Below are 13,438 nucleotides of genomic sequence, written 5' to 3'. Positions count from 1 at the left end.
GCGGCTTCTATTATTTTTTCGGATTGTCATCCATTTTCAGGACCGCCATAAATGCTTCTTGCGGCACTTCAACTGAGCCGACCTGCTTCATTCGGCGTTTTCCTTCTTTTTGTTTTTCAAGAAGCTTCCGTTTCCGCGAGATGTCTCCGCCGTAACATTTAGCCAATACGTTTTTACGCATCGCTTTAATGGTAGAGCGGGCCACGATTTTCTGGCCGATCGCCGCTTGAATCGGTACTTCAAAGTGCTGGCGCGGAATGAGCTCTTTCAGTTTTTCTACAATTACTTTTCCGCGTTCGTACGCGTAATCGCGATGCACGATAAATGAAAGGGCGTCGATTTTTTCTCCGTTCAGCATAATGTCCATCTTGACAAGTTTAGACGGTTTGTAGCCGATCAGTTCGTAATCAAAGGAAGCGTAGCCTTTTGTGCTTGATTTCAGCTGATCAAAAAACTCATAGACGATTTCCGCTAACGGCATGTCATAGACAATGCTGACGCGATTTGCATCTAAATATTGCATGTCGATAAAATTGCCGCGTTTTCCTTGGCAAAGCTCCATCACCGCACCGACATAATCGTTCGGCACCATCATTGTCGCTTTAACATACGGCTCCTCGATCCTTTCGATCTTTTGTGGGTCAGGCATATTGGACGGGTTGTCGACAACAACCTTTTCCCCGTCTGTCATATACACATCATATATAACACTCGGCGCTGTAGTGATCAGGTCAATTTTAAACTCCCGCTCAATCCGCTCCTGAATGATTTCCATGTGAAGCATACCTAAAAATCCGCAGCGGAAACCGAATCCGAGCGCTTGGGATGTCTCTGCTTCATATTGAAGCGATGAGTCATTCAGCTCAAGCTTTTCAAGAGCTTCCCTTAAATCGTTGTATTTGGCCGTATCGATCGGATATAAACCGCAGTACACCATCGGGTTCAGCTTGCGATATCCAGGCAATGCTTCGGCAGCTTGATTGGACGCGCTTGTGATCGTGTCACCGACGCGTGTGTCACCGACATTTTTGATCGCAGCAGTTAAAAAGCCTACATCGCCGACCGTCAGTTCATCTGTCGGAGTTGCTTTCGGCGTGAACACACCGACTTCTGTCACTTCAAACTCTTTGCCGGTTGCCATCATTTTGATTTTTTGCCCCGGCTTTACCGTTCCTTCTACGACTCTGATATAAGCCACGACACCGCGGTAAGCGTCATAAAGCGAGTCAAAGATCAGCGCTTTAAGCGGCGCCTCTGGATCTCCGGTCGGAGCAGGCACCTTTTCCACGATCTGCTCTAAAATCTCCTCAATCCCGATCCCGGCTTTTGCTGAAGCGAGCACAGCTTCCGATGCGTCAAGGCCGATGACGTCCTCCACCTCTTGGCGAACACGTTCCGGCTCTGCGCTTGGCAGATCGATTTTATTAATGACTGGAAGAATTTCAAGGTCATTATCAAGCGCCAGGTAAACGTTCGCAAGCGTCTGCGCTTCAATTCCTTGCGCCGCGTCCACGACAAGTATCGCTCCTTCGCAGGCAGCAAGACTTCGGGATACTTCATATGTGAAATCGACGTGTCCCGGTGTGTCAATCAGGTGGAAAATATATTCCTCTCCGTCTTTTGCTTTGTATTTAAGCTGAACAGAGTTTAATTTAATGGTAATGCCCCGTTCGCGTTCAAGATCCATAGAATCAAGCAATTGTTCTTTCATTTCTCGTTGAGTGATTGCCGACGTTTTTTCTAAAATACGATCCGCTAAGGTCGATTTTCCGTGGTCAATATGGGCGATGATGGAGAAATTCCGAATTCTCGACTGCCTCTCTAAACGCTTTTCTTTATCTGTCACAATCTATCACTCCTACTATTAAACGCAAAATACACTAGCTTAGATTATATCAATAGGATTGTAAAGATTCAATGTAAAACAAGAAAGAGAAAAGTTCCCTCTCATACTGGGGCTGCTTTTCTCTTTCAAGCATTTATTTTCTCATATCCCGTATCCATTCATACATCGATTGAGCTGTGTTGGTCACTGTGTCAGAAAGCGTTTTTCCTGCTTTAGAGAAAAGGTTAAACGTTTCCACCTGTTCAAGCTCTTTTTGTTTCTCTTCTAAATCTTTCGAGGTTACTGTTTCCCCTAAAACGGTTGCTTCTTTTTCATTATTTTCTCCGTCTGTGAGCGTAAACGCGCCTTTCAGTGAAGGATCATGATAGCCTTTCATGCTCAGCATGCCGTTATTTGCCTGCTGCATGCCGAACAGGACGCCTATAAACATCATCGTCACAAGAAGCAAGCATTTGCCAAGATATGCAATCAACTCGACCACCTATTTCTATTGTTTTTTCGTCTCGCCGCTTTCGGCGTTAACTTTTTCAGCATCCCAGTACATTTCGCTGAATACGTCAGCAGTTGCGTTAGCCGCCCGCTGCAGCTCTTCGAGATTGTTATCCACTCCGCCAAATTCAAGCAAAAGCGCTCTGTCGTTTAAGTCTTGGTTGTAAACTCCGTTATCTCCTGGTGAGCCTTTAGAGAAGACCCCTGTGCTGAGTCCCGGGTATTTTTTCTCCATCAGCTTGTGAAGCTCGCTTGCAATTTTGTAGTTTTCTTCGAAATTCTTGCTTTTTTTGCCGACCACAAATGCGACCCGGGCATAGCTTTTCCCTTTAATGGTTGCCGTCGTATTTTTCTTGCGCCTGGAGTCTCTATGGATGTCAATGATATATTGCAGATTTTTGTTTGAAGCAAGGGCTTCTTGTACGACCGGCCTTGATTCATCGTAAGATCTGGCATAATTCAACCCTTTTTTGCTCAGTTTTGCCTGTATATCCGTTTTATTAACTGTGGCTCCGATACCTTGAGATTCCAGCGCTTTCCCGAACATGTCTCCCACGAGGGTGACGTTTGCTTTAGAATGACGCGCCATATCGGGATCGGTCTCACCTTTTAATAGCGGGAGATAAGATTCCGTATTATGCGTGTGATAGATAAAGACAACCTTCTTATCGCCGGTTGTTTGTTTTGGCGGGTCTTTTTGCGTATTGTCTGTTTGCGTCTGCTGTTTTTCAATCTCCGCCAAATTCGCTTCTCTTTCTTCCTGCATCACCTTTGAAGGCGGCGGGGATTCCGACGGCATGTTTGTATAATCGGTTCCTTGTCCCGCTAAAAGAATCTCTGTGTCAAATTGCGCAAACCCAGGCAGCTCGCGTCCAAGAAAACTTCGCGGATCCTCGAGATTAATACTTGTCGCCAGCTTTAAAGAAAGACGTGATAGATGAAATGAGCTGTCGGTTTGAGAAAGGTCAGAAGCGAAATAATGGTTTTCCATCCGCAGCAAGTGTGCAAATACGTCACCCGGCAGTTCGTCGGCAATCCCGTAAAAAGAGTTAGACGATGGCCTGAGTTCCGGCCGGAGAGACGTCAGCACACCGGATAAAACAAAAATCACTAATAGGCTTGCGATAAATAGAAAGATCGCCTTTATCGCTTTCCCGCCATTCACCGCAACAACAATTTGTCTGTTTCTGCGTTTATTTCTCATTGAATCCCTCCAGCGCTTGTCTAGTAATTACTCTATGAACAAGCTAGAGGAAGTAGAACCGTTTAGTGATTATAGGAGCCTTTGTTTTCCTGAGACACCTTTTCATGAAGCGCTGTATTTAATCCGTTTGCCAGCACATTTGCCATATCGTCAATAAATGAATCGACTTCCTTCGGCGTGACCATCAAATTATGGCCCAGAGGTGCCAGCACCTCATGAATGAGCTGCCGCTTTTCGTTGTCTTCAAGAGTCCCCACTATGCCGAGAAACGATTGACGCTGTTTTGGGTCGGGAAGGTCCTCTTCAGTAAGCACTTTCTTTTTCCCAAACGTCATCCCCGCCGGAACAAGCGATCTCGACGGACTGTTATCTCTCATTTCTCTGCCAAAATGCTTTAATATGTAGTCAACCGTGTCGCTGGCAATTGTTACCGCGTCAACGACCGTCGGTACACCAATTGCAATGACAGGTACGCCTAGGGTGTCCTTGCTCAAGTCTTTACGTTTATTTCCGACGCCTGATCCCGGGTGTATTCCTGTATCTGATATTTGAATGGTTGTGTTGACCCTTTCTACCGCCCGCGCCGCAAGTGCATCAATGGCAATCACGAAATCGGGTTTCGACTGCTCGATGACCCCTTTAATAATATCGCTTGTTTCGATGCCTGTAATTCCCATGACACCAGGAGCAAATGCGCTGACAGGCCTGTAGCCCTCCTGCACATTTTCAGGCTGGAGTTTAAATAAATGTCTTGTCACTAATAGATTTTCTACAGCCATCGGACCGAGCGCATCAGGTGTCACGTTCCAGTTGCCGAGGCCGACAATTAAACAGCTCGCATCCTTTGAGATCTTAAGGCTTTCCAGAAAGGCTGAGAATTCTTCCGCAAATACAGCAGAAACTTTCTCTTGCATTTCCGAATCATTTTCTCTGATCCCCTGGGCCTCAATCGTTAAATAACGTCCTTCTTTTTTTCCGGAAAGCTCTGCGCCTTCCTTCGTGATATCAACAGTGCGGATTTTTATTCCGCCATGATCGCGTTCTTTTTCAATAAAACCTTTTATCTCTTTTGCAGGCACAGCCTGACGATTAGCCATGGCTTCCTTCGTTTCAACCGCTAAATCCGTACGTATCAAATACTGATTTACATCCAGCTCACTCTTTTTCATACAGGGCCTCCTTCGAATATTCACTAACCATATTGTTTCCATTTATAAAATGAATCATGCTTAAAAGCATTCCTTCAATGAAAAATACTTTACATTTATATTGCAATCTAAAGGTGTGTTTGATAGAATACAATTTGTTCTATTGTGAAGAAGATTTAACCTTAAGACACTGTGCTACAGGTTGTATCTTAGGAGGTGAAACACATGCCAAACATTAAATCAGCGATTAAACGTACAAAAACTAATAACGAACGCCGCGCTCATAACGCGACAATCAAATCTGCTATGCGTACTGCAATCAAACAAGTTGAAGCTTCTGTTGCAAACAACGAAGCTGACAAAGCGAAAACTGCTCTTACTGAAGCAGCTAAACGTATTGATAAAGCAGTGAAAACAGGTCTTGTACACAAAAATGCCGCAGCTCGATACAAATCAAGACTAGCGAAAAAAGTGAACGGACTTTCTGCATAAAACAAAAACGATCCTCATAATTGAGGATCGTTTTTTTCATTTCTTTTTAACAGCTGCAAGAGAAAAAGCTCTAGTAAAAGCTGCTTGTCCTTTTTCCCGGTTTTCATCTCATAGTCCATCACGGCAAGCTGTTCAATAATAGACCGGAGCTCAGCTTCTGAAAAAAGCCTCGCTTGATCCATTGCCAGCTTTACCCGGAATGGATGCACCTTTAAGTTAGAAGCAATCTGTTTTTGGCCGTACCCTTGTTCCGCGAAATATTTCGTCTGCAGGATCAGCCGGAACTGGTTCGATATGAGAGCCATAATTTTGATCGGCTCTTCATTTTGTTTGAGCAAATCATAAAAAATTTGCAGACTCTCAGTCCGTTTTCGGTTGACGATTTTATTAATCAGTTCAAAGATATTTTGTTCCAGACTTCTCGCCACAAGCGTCTTTACATCATCCAGCGTGATTTCTTCACGGTCTCCAATAAACGTGCAGAGTTTCTGAATCTCCTGAAAAAGTGATGACAGATGCCCGTTTACAAGCAAAACCAAATGCTCTGCCGCCTCAGTGCTGATTGTTTTCTGCTCGGTTCTCGCCAGATTGATCGTAAAGTCTGTCGTTTCCTTCGCGTTTAATTCCTTTGCCTCCATCATGAACGCCTGCTTTTTTAGTGCTTTGGTCAGTTTTTTCCGTTCATCCAGTTTTTCATAAGGCGCAAGCAGAACAAAGACCGTGTATGGCGCCGGTGATTGTATATAAGATTCAAGCGCGCTGATGTTGTGCTCAACTTTTTCTTTCTTTTTTTCACCCGTTAAAAAATATGGATTTTTCACAATGACAAGGCGCCGCTCCCCCATAAATGGGAACGTTTCAGCGTCGGCAATCGCCTGTTCCAGCGGGTCTTCCTCCAAATCAAAAACAGACAGGTTGAAATCTTTCGTCTCTTGATCAATCACCGTCTGTCTGATCCTGCTGACAGTTTCTTGGAGCAGATACGTCTCTTTTCCGTATAAACAATAAACCGGATGGACATCGCCTTTTTTCAGGCTTTTCCACACATCAAATACCATTGTTGTACGACTTCCTCTCTTTCATCATCCTCTTCTATCCTAAATTGAGTTTGCAAAATAGTAAAGAGGAAGCCTGACAGCGGCTTCCCCATTTATATTAAACGCCTGTTCGCAAGCCCCCGGGACAGCTTGTAAAAAGGCGATAATCACCAGAACAGAAAACGTTACCTTAGCTTCTAGATTTTTCAAATCGATTCCATTATACTTAAGTCAGTCAGGGGGGATGAAATTGAATGATTTTGAAAAAAACGTTCAAAGCAAACGAAATGATGCTGTAGATTCAGCGGTTGGTTTTGTTGTGTCCTTCGGATTTTTCGCCTTATTGTTTGTCATGGCAACGGTTATTCACCTGGTTGGTTCATAACACGACTGCCCGGGCTGCTGATTTCTCGGCAGTCTTTTTTAATTCTCCTCTGTCATATCTGATGTATCATATGGAGGATAGACAGAAAAGGTTCCTGATCCGTTTTTGTACGTGTATTGGATCGTGCCGCTTTGATCAGTGCGCAGCACACGGATGGGTCGGCTCTTTAACAATTGAAGAACTTCTTGATGCGGATGATGGTACCTATTGTTTTCTCCCGCTGAGATGATCGCCGTTTTCGGCTGAAGCTGTTTGATGAATTCTTCACCGGTAGAGCCCTTGCTTCCATGATGCCCCACCTTTAACACATCCGCTCTTATATTTGGGAAGACACTAATAATCTCCTGTTCCCCCTCTTTTTCCAGATCACCCGTCAGGAGCCAGCTGAGACTGCCTGTTTTCATCCATAGAACGAGAGAAGAATTATTTTTACTTGCCGGATCAGGCGTTTCCGGTGACAGCACATGAAACTGCAAGTCCTTTATTTGCAATACATCACCCCGTTTCACCTCTTCAATTGCCACACCCTCCTGTTTGGCAGTCCGCAGCACTTTCTCATCATGAGGTTCAGAAACAAACCCTTTCGGAATGACGAGACGCTTTACTTTATGATGCTTTAGCAAAACCTCTGCCTCTCCGATATGATCTTGATCTGCGTGCGTCAGTATCAGCGCATCAAGCTGCTTGATGCCCTTTGCCGTTAAAAAAGGGATCAGCACCTTTTCCCCCAGTGAAAAAGGATGCTGTTTTTCCCGCCAAGGCTCTGACGAATAAGACAAAGTGCCTCCTGTATCAATTAAAACACGGCCTTTCTGATAGGGTGCACTGACAAACATACTGTCACCTTGTCCGATATCAATCATATCTACTTCTCCATCGGAACTAACATAAGGGAAAATAAAGAGCAGGGTAAGCGTTGCACAAAAAAGGCCTGCGGATACGGTCAGCCGGAGATATGAGCGTTTCTCGGTACTCATAAGCAATATGATGACAGTGAGCGTGAATAAGAGAAGAAGTGCGGGTGCAGGACGTGAGATGATGATTGTGAATATTTCTATATCTGCGATTTTAGTGATCAGTCTGTTGGTCCAGGTCATCATTACATCAAACCAATAGAACAGAAATTGACCGACGGATGCTGAAAAAAATAATAGAATCACTCCTATAACAGCAGCCGGTAAAATACAGAATGTATAAAAAGGCACCAACACCATATTCATCGGAATGCTCATAATAGAAAACTGCTGAAAATGATACAGAAGAATGGGTAGTGAGCCTAGCTGGGCAATAACAGATACCATCGTCAGCTGTCCCAGACCCGTTTTGCTATGCTGAAAAATAGATGATGAGAGAATTAAAGAAAAACTGACCGCAAATGAAAGCTGAAATCCAGCTTCAAAAAGGTAGTAGGGATTAAAAAGCAAGAGGAGGATATAAGAAAGACAGATTACCCCTGCAGAATTCACTCGCTGCTGAAAAAGGCTTCCCGCTAAGTAGATGCCCGACATCAGAGCGGCTCGGAGAACAGAAGGCGCTGCGCCTGTCAAAATAACATAGATCGGCAGAAACAAAAGGAGTAGGATTGACGCATTTTCTCTTGTTATACCCAAACGGATCATTGCGTAAAATAGGCCAGCTGTCAAAATTCCGACATGGAGGCCTGAGATGGCTAATAGATGGACAACACCTAGATTTTGGTAAGCGTTAAGCACATCGTCATCCAAATAAGACCTCTCACCTACTGTAAGCGCCTGTACGATTCCTGCTGAATCTGACGGAAGCTTGGTGTTCGTGAATGATACGATGTATTTTCTCAAACTGAGAAGCTTATACCGGACACCTGAAGACTGACTGCAATTTCTAATAGATGTGACAGAGTAGCTCCAATGAATATGCTGCCGGTAAAGATACTGGTGATAATCAAATGTTCCCGGCACTGTTGCTTGTTTGGGCTTCTCCAAAGTACCAGTCAATTCGCATGCCATACCCGGCTCTAGATGTGACAGTTTGTCTTTCTCAGCTAAAGACTGAATCCGATAAGAGGCAGCCCATTTTTCGCCATCAGGCGTCTTGATCAGCAAAGACATCCGATCTCCGTCAATTTTAGGAATACTATGAACGACCGCCTTGAAGTGATAGCTGCCCTGCTTGTACGAAGAAGTATTTTGAAAATCTGTAATCTTAAACAGGGCAAAATTGAGCACAAAAGAGAATAAACATACAAAAATGAGTGGAGCTTGTCTTGTTTTGACTGACACAATAAGAAGAAAGAGGAAGAAGAGAAAGACAGCGGAGAAATAAGAGGCGGCAGCAATTCCAGCCGTTGCTGAAGCTGCCGCCAAAGGCAATAGTAGACGCGAATGTCGCATCAATCACACATAACTCGTAAAAAGTTTATTAGCCTGTTCATGTATTTTCTTCAAATCTTCCTCTGCGAGACCGGCATCCGCTAATTTCTCTAAAAGTCCCGCTACAAATGAAAGCTTTTCTCTGTTTTTCAGATCAACGATCATCTCATCAAGTTCAACCTGTTCAACCGTAACGCCAGACTGCTCAAATAGCTCCTGGGCATACGGATGTGTTTTATAATCCTCAGCGTAATATACTGTTTTGATACCGGCTTGAATGATAGACTTACAGCACTGAATACACGGATAGTGCGTAACATATATCTCCGCTCCATCTGTCGGCACTCCAAATTTAGAGCATTGAAGAATCGCATTCATTTCCGCGTGAATCGTTCTCGCGCAATGATCGTCTATCATTAAGCATCCTTCGTCCGCGCAATGTACGCCGCCTGCGATTGATCCGTTATATCCTCCTGCAATCATACGTTTATCTCTGACAATGGTAGCGCCGACAGACAATCTCGGGCAGGTGCTGCGCAGTGCCAGTAAATGGCTTTGCGCCATAAAATATTGATTCCATGAAATTCGTTCCACGTTGTTCCCTCCAAATGTTGTGTTGCCTGTTCTTTAGTTTACCTATCATCATACATGACCGTCAATTCACTTTACTGTAATGGAAGACTTTATTTTTTCAAATGATTTTTCGCCAATTCCCGAAACCTTTGTGATATCTTCAATTGCCTGGAAACGCCCGTTCTCTTCCCGATATGCAATAATCGCTTCGGCTTTTGAAGGCCCTACTCCTGAAATGTTTTGTAAATCCTCTAATGTTGCTGTATTGATATTGACCAAGGCCTCTTTCCCCGTGCTGCTTTGTACAGCACCTCCGGCCGCTTGCTGCGGCTCCTCTTCTCCCTCACTCGGTATATACACCACTGTACCGTCCTGCAAAAGTTCCGCCAAATTCACTTGCGTTTCATCTGCTTTTTCGCCGATGCCGCCTGCTTTCTCAATAGCCTGCGACACTCTGTCCCCTGCATGCATTTCATAAACGCCGGGATGCTTAACAGCACCTTTTATGTCAATTACAATATTTTCTTCCGCTTTGTCTTTTGTCACTTCCTGCTTGACCTCAGCATTATCCTTTTCACTAGATATCACTTGTTTTACAGGCTCTTTGTTATGCCCGATGAAAAAAAAGAGACAAAGAACCGCAATGAGAACAGCAGCAAAGGCCACTGACATGATGATCATTTTATGTTGATTCAACCAATTCAACTGGCATGCGCCCCGCTTTCGTCATATTTTGTTTCTTTATCACATATGGTTTAGAGGATAATAGCTCAAAGGAGGGGAAATCATTGAAGATTGGCTTTATCGGCACTGGAAATATGGGTACGATCCTTATAGAATCATTTATTGAATCACAAGCAGCCGATCCCTCAAGCATCACAATCACAAACCGCACAATTGAAAAAGCGTTGAAGATAAAAAACCGCTACAACAGCTTAAACGTAACAGAGAGCCTTGAAAATCTTGTTGCAGAAAATGAGATGATTTTCATCTGTGTAAAGCCGCTTGATATATATCCATTATTGTCAAGGGCAGTTCCTTATCTAAGAAAGGATCACATTCTCATTTCCATTACAAGCCCGCTTCAGACTGATCAGCTGGAACAGTATGTGCCATGTCAGGTGGCACGAGTAATCCCGAGTATTACAAACCGGGCGCTTGCTGGCGTTTCTCTCGTCACCTTTGGCAAAAGCTGCGGGGAGGCAGCAAAAACAAAATTAAACGAGCTGATGAAGCACATTTCGAATCCGCTGCAAATTGAAAGTGACATCACAAGAGTAGCGTCAGATATCGTAAGCTGCGGACCCGCTTTTATGAGCTATCTGGTACAGCGGTTTATAGATGCAGCCGTTACGGAAACGTCAGTGTCTAAACAGGACGCTATTCACATGTGTAAAGAGATGCTTGTCGGGCTGGGAAAGCTGTTAGAAACCGAATTGTATACTCTTCCTGCATTACAGGAAAAGGTTTGCGTAAAAGGCGGTGTGACAGGAGAAGGCATAAAAGCCCTCGAAAGCGGTGTACAGGATATGTTTCATCGGGTGTTTCAAAATACGCATTTGAAGTATGAAGAGGATATTTCCGCGGTGAAGAAGCAGTTTCATGTGTAAACGAGTATGCCATAGTCTTTTGTTGTATGCAAAATGGTAAAAAAGCATTTTAAAAACCATCGTCTTAGTAAACGATGGTTTTTGATTTCTGTGCTTTAAAGAACAGGCGTTCAGAGTGTGGTGACGGGGCTGAATCGGTAAAATCAGCGGTGACCTTATGAAACTGAAAACCGCAGCCTGCCAGCATTTCTTCGTATTCATCCACTCGGAACGTTCTTTGCTCATGTGTCTCGTCGAAGCGGTCGTACGCCTCTCCGTTCCAAACAAAAAACGTCATATCATGAATGGCGGAAAGCTCTTCACTACCGGCAAAGCTTTGCCAAATATAGCTGATATCTTCGTCCTGATCAGCAAACGTGCTGCCAGGAAAAACCTCGGTTATTTTATACGGTGAATGAACATCAAACAGCAATATGCCGTCCGGCTTCAGCACCTGAAATACACTTTTAAAGGTATTCATCACGTCATTTTTCGTTTTTAAATAATTCAAGGAGTCACAGCAGATCGCAACCGCATCAAACTGGCCTTCAAAGCCGGTAATCTCTCTCATGTCCTGCTGAAGGAAAAGAATCGGCTGTTTAGCTGGTACTTTTTGCTGGGCGTATGAGAGCATTTCCTCACTGAGATCAATCCCAGTGACTTCAAAGCCTTTTTCGGCAAGCCGGATTGAAATTTCTCCGGTGCCGCATGCCAAATCGAGAATACGGCCTTTTTCCGGCAGAGATGCTTCAATCCACTCTGTCCATTTGTCGTAAGGTGCGTGAGACATTAACTCGTCATACACGCTTGCAAAGCCTTGGTAAATCATTGGTTCATTCCAAGTTCCAGGTCTGCGAGCGGAGCATCTCCCCACAGTTTTTCTAGGTTGTAATAGCTTCTTTCGTCCTTGTGAAACACATGGGCAATCACATCCCCAAGGTCAACTAATACCCATCTTGCCTCATCGAAGCCTTCCATCTTTTTGACTTCAATGCCGTTTTCTTCTGCCTGGTCCTTGATTTCACGCGCAATGGCCTGAACTTGTTTGTCTGAATTACCGTGGCAGATCAGAAAATAATCAGCAACCAGAGAAATTCCTTCCATATCCAGTGCTAAAATATCCTCTGCCCGCTTATCGTCGCAAGCCGCAGCTGCAATATTTAAAATGGACTTTTGATTCATTCACATATTCCTCCTGTTCATTTGCCAGACACAAGCCAGTTATAAGTTAAACATGTATCTGGAAAAACCTGTTGATTTTTTTTCATTAGAAAAATCATTGTATTTTTGATCGACTGAATCAACGCTTGATTCAAATCCGTTTCGGCTAGTTCGCGCACCTCATCAACACCGGGAAATTTACGGCCTGGTTCAATATAATCGGCAACGTAAATGACTTTTTCTAAAAGCGTCATGCCCGGACGCCCAGAGGTATGGTATCTGATCGCGTCAAGAACATCTTCGTCATGAATTCCCGCTTCCCTCTGGACTAGGTAAGCGCCGACCGGAGCATGCCACAGCTCCGGGTTGTGATCTAACAGATGCGCGGGCATGTTTTCTCTGGCAATAATTTGTTTCATTTCTTCTTTTGGACGGAATTTGGCGTAATCATGAAAGATAGCCGCCGTTTCCGCTTTTTTGGAGTCGGCGCCAAAGCGCTCCGCAAGTTCAATCGCCGTGTTCATTACGCCAATTGTATGGATATATCGATGCTCGGTCAATTGCTGCTTGACGCAGGCAAGTGCCTCCTCACGATTCATATAAACCATTCTCCTCTACATACTTCTTCACTTTATCAGGGATTAAGTAGTCAGTGGGCTTCTTGCTTTTAAACCGTTCCCTTATCATAGTCGATGATACCTCAAACTCCGGAACGTCTGCAAAGAGAAGCGGATAAGGGGTTTCAACATGAAAACCGGGGCGCTTTACTCCGATAAATTGAATAAGGTTCAGCAGCTCGTCCAGCTTATACCATTTCGGCAGGTATTCAATCATGTCAGCACCGATGATAAAGAATAGCTGATCATTCGGATATCGCTGCTTTAGTAGAGAAACGGTATCAAAGGTATATGACGGGCCTTCTCTTTCCATTTCAGCCAGCTGCAGCTTAAAGGATGGATTAGACTGAATAGCAAGCTTCAGCATTTCCACCCGATGAGTGCTGTCTGTATAGTCTTCATCCTGTTTATGGGGAGGAATTTGATTGGGCATAAACCAAATTTCGTCGAGCTCCGCCTGATACAGCACCTCATTCGCCATTAAAAGGTGACCGTTATGCGGAGGATCAAACGTGCCTCCGAAAATTCCGATTTTCTTCATTTCAACCA

General features: G+C 44.2%; 16 protein-coding genes. 3 read left to right on the top strand and 13 right to left on the bottom strand.

The features are described 5' to 3' along the window. Positions 1-10 precede the first annotated feature (10 nt). The 4 genes from lepA to gpr form a co-directional block, all read right to left on the bottom strand. Positions 11-1,846, bottom strand: coding sequence for a translation elongation factor 4 (gene lepA, locus LJF29_RS02450; protein WP_229146806.1), 1,836 nt, complete (start codon positions 1,844-1,846; stop codon positions 11-13). A 133-nt stretch (positions 1,847-1,979) separates the two neighbouring features. Next, positions 1,980-2,318, bottom strand: a complete 339-nt coding sequence (locus tag LJF29_RS02445) for a YqxA family protein (protein WP_229146802.1) — start codon at positions 2,316-2,318, stop codon at positions 1,980-1,982. A gap of 15 nt (positions 2,319-2,333) precedes the next feature. Beyond that, the gene (gene spoIIP / locus LJF29_RS02440) at positions 2,334-3,539 is read right to left on the bottom strand and encodes a spore autolysin SpoIIP (protein WP_229146801.1); all 1,206 of its coding nucleotides are present in this window, start codon (positions 3,537-3,539) and stop codon (positions 2,334-2,336) included. Positions 3,540-3,601: 62 nt separating this feature from the next. Beyond that, positions 3,602-4,708, bottom strand: a complete 1,107-nt coding sequence (gpr, locus tag LJF29_RS02435) for a GPR endopeptidase (protein ID WP_010335002.1) — start codon at positions 4,706-4,708, stop codon at positions 3,602-3,604. 204 nt (positions 4,709-4,912) lie between these two features. On the opposite strand from gpr, the gene rpsT reads away from it, so the two are divergent. Beyond that, positions 4,913-5,179, top strand: a complete 267-nt coding sequence (gene rpsT / locus LJF29_RS02430; RefSeq protein ID WP_010335003.1) for a 30S ribosomal protein S20 — start codon at positions 4,913-4,915, stop codon at positions 5,177-5,179. A gap of 14 nt (positions 5,180-5,193) precedes the next feature. On the opposite strand, the gene holA is transcribed toward rpsT, so the two are convergent. After that, positions 5,194-6,237 carry a DNA polymerase III subunit delta gene (gene holA, locus LJF29_RS02425; RefSeq protein ID WP_229146797.1) on the bottom strand — a complete coding sequence of 348 codons (1,044 nt, stop codon included), beginning with the start codon at positions 6,235-6,237 and terminating at the stop codon, positions 5,194-5,196. A gap of 39 nt (positions 6,238-6,276) precedes the next feature. Continuing rightward, entirely contained in the window at positions 6,277-6,426 is a 150-nt protein-coding gene (locus LJF29_RS02420; RefSeq protein ID WP_003229985.1) for a hypothetical protein, read from the bottom strand. Between the two features lie 40 nt (positions 6,427-6,466). Here LJF29_RS02420 and LJF29_RS02415 point away from each other — a divergent pair, with 40 nt between their 5' ends. Further along, the gene (locus LJF29_RS02415; RefSeq protein ID WP_010335005.1) at positions 6,467-6,601 is read left to right on the top strand and encodes a YqzM family protein; all 135 of its coding nucleotides are present in this window, start codon (positions 6,467-6,469) and stop codon (positions 6,599-6,601) included. A gap of 38 nt (positions 6,602-6,639) precedes the next feature. Here the strand turns inward: LJF29_RS02415 and LJF29_RS02410 are convergent, their stop codons facing one another. The 3 genes from LJF29_RS02410 to LJF29_RS02400 form a co-directional block, all read right to left on the bottom strand. Next, positions 6,640-8,970, bottom strand: coding sequence for a DNA internalization-related competence protein ComEC/Rec2 (locus LJF29_RS02410; protein ID WP_229147568.1), 2,331 nt, complete (start codon positions 8,968-8,970; stop codon positions 6,640-6,642). 3 nt (positions 8,971-8,973) lie between these two features. Then, positions 8,974-9,543: a ComE operon protein 2 gene (locus LJF29_RS02405; protein ID WP_010335007.1), complete on the bottom strand. Its 570-nt coding sequence runs from the start codon at positions 9,541-9,543 to the stop codon at positions 8,974-8,976. Between the two features lie 66 nt (positions 9,544-9,609). Continuing rightward, entirely contained in the window at positions 9,610-10,227 is a 618-nt protein-coding gene (locus tag LJF29_RS02400; protein WP_010335008.1) for a helix-hairpin-helix domain-containing protein, read from the bottom strand. An 83-nt stretch (positions 10,228-10,310) separates the two neighbouring features. Between LJF29_RS02400 and comER the strand changes: the two genes are divergently transcribed. Continuing rightward, the gene (gene comER / locus LJF29_RS02395; RefSeq protein ID WP_229146795.1) at positions 10,311-11,132 is read left to right on the top strand and encodes a late competence protein ComER; all 822 of its coding nucleotides are present in this window, start codon (positions 10,311-10,313) and stop codon (positions 11,130-11,132) included. A gap of 64 nt (positions 11,133-11,196) precedes the next feature. On the opposite strand, the gene LJF29_RS02390 is transcribed toward comER, so the two are convergent. Genes LJF29_RS02390 through LJF29_RS02375 form a run of 4 tightly spaced genes read right to left on the bottom strand, consistent with a single transcriptional unit; the run spans position 11,197 to position 13,430 of the window. After that, positions 11,197-11,940, bottom strand: coding sequence for a class I SAM-dependent DNA methyltransferase (locus LJF29_RS02390; RefSeq protein ID WP_229146794.1), 744 nt, complete (start codon positions 11,938-11,940; stop codon positions 11,197-11,199). Next, positions 11,937-12,293, bottom strand: coding sequence for a ribosome silencing factor (rsfS, locus tag LJF29_RS02385; RefSeq protein ID WP_168748278.1), 357 nt, complete (start codon positions 12,291-12,293; stop codon positions 11,937-11,939). Before rsfS ends, LJF29_RS02390 begins: the two co-directional genes overlap by 4 nt. Positions 12,294-12,310: 17 nt before the next feature. Next, positions 12,311-12,871 carry a bis(5'-nucleosyl)-tetraphosphatase (symmetrical) YqeK gene (gene yqeK / locus LJF29_RS02380; RefSeq protein ID WP_168748279.1) on the bottom strand — a complete coding sequence of 187 codons (561 nt, stop codon included), beginning with the start codon at positions 12,869-12,871 and terminating at the stop codon, positions 12,311-12,313. Continuing rightward, a complete protein-coding gene (locus LJF29_RS02375) occupies positions 12,861-13,430 on the bottom strand; it encodes a nicotinate-nucleotide adenylyltransferase (protein WP_010335014.1) in 570 nt (189 codons plus the stop codon). The genes yqeK and LJF29_RS02375 overlap by 11 nt, the downstream gene beginning before the upstream one ends. Positions 13,431-13,438 lie beyond the last annotated feature (8 nt).

The sequence above is a fragment of the Bacillus sp. LBG-1-113 genome, from assembly GCF_020708615.1.
In the GTDB taxonomy this organism is placed as follows: Bacteria; Bacillota; Bacilli; order Bacillales; family Bacillaceae; genus Bacillus; species Bacillus mojavensis.
Note: the sequence above shows the minus strand (reverse complement) of the source record. Positions and strands in the feature narration are given on the sequence as shown.

Bases quoted from the DNA above. Each gene is read 5' to 3' on its own strand.
- rsfS (WP_168748278.1), bottom strand. From the start codon at position 12,293: ATGAATCAAAAGTCCATTTTAAATATTGCAGCTGCGGCTTGCGACGAT.
- LJF29_RS02410 (WP_229147568.1), bottom strand. From the start codon at position 8,970: ATGCGACATTCGCGTCTACTATTGCCTTTGGCGGCAGCTTCAGCAACG.
- LJF29_RS02390 (WP_229146794.1), bottom strand. From the start codon at position 11,940: ATGATTTACCAAGGCTTTGCAAGCGTGTATGACGAGTTAATGTCTCAC.
- holA (WP_229146797.1), bottom strand. From the start codon at position 6,237: ATGGTATTTGATGTGTGGAAAAGCCTGAAAAAAGGCGATGTCCATCCG.
- gpr (WP_010335002.1), bottom strand. From the start codon at position 4,708: ATGAAAAAGAGTGAGCTGGATGTAAATCAGTATTTGATACGTACGGAT.
- spoIIP (WP_229146801.1), bottom strand. From the start codon at position 3,539: ATGAGAAATAAACGCAGAAACAGACAAATTGTTGTTGCGGTGAATGGC.
- LJF29_RS02375 (WP_010335014.1), bottom strand. From the start codon at position 13,430: ATGAAGAAAATCGGAATTTTCGGAGGCACGTTTGATCCTCCGCATAAC.
- yqeK (WP_168748279.1), bottom strand. From the start codon at position 12,871: ATGAATCGTGAGGAGGCACTTGCCTGCGTCAAGCAGCAATTGACCGAG.
- rpsT (WP_010335003.1), top strand. From the start codon at position 4,913: ATGCCAAACATTAAATCAGCGATTAAACGTACAAAAACTAATAACGAA.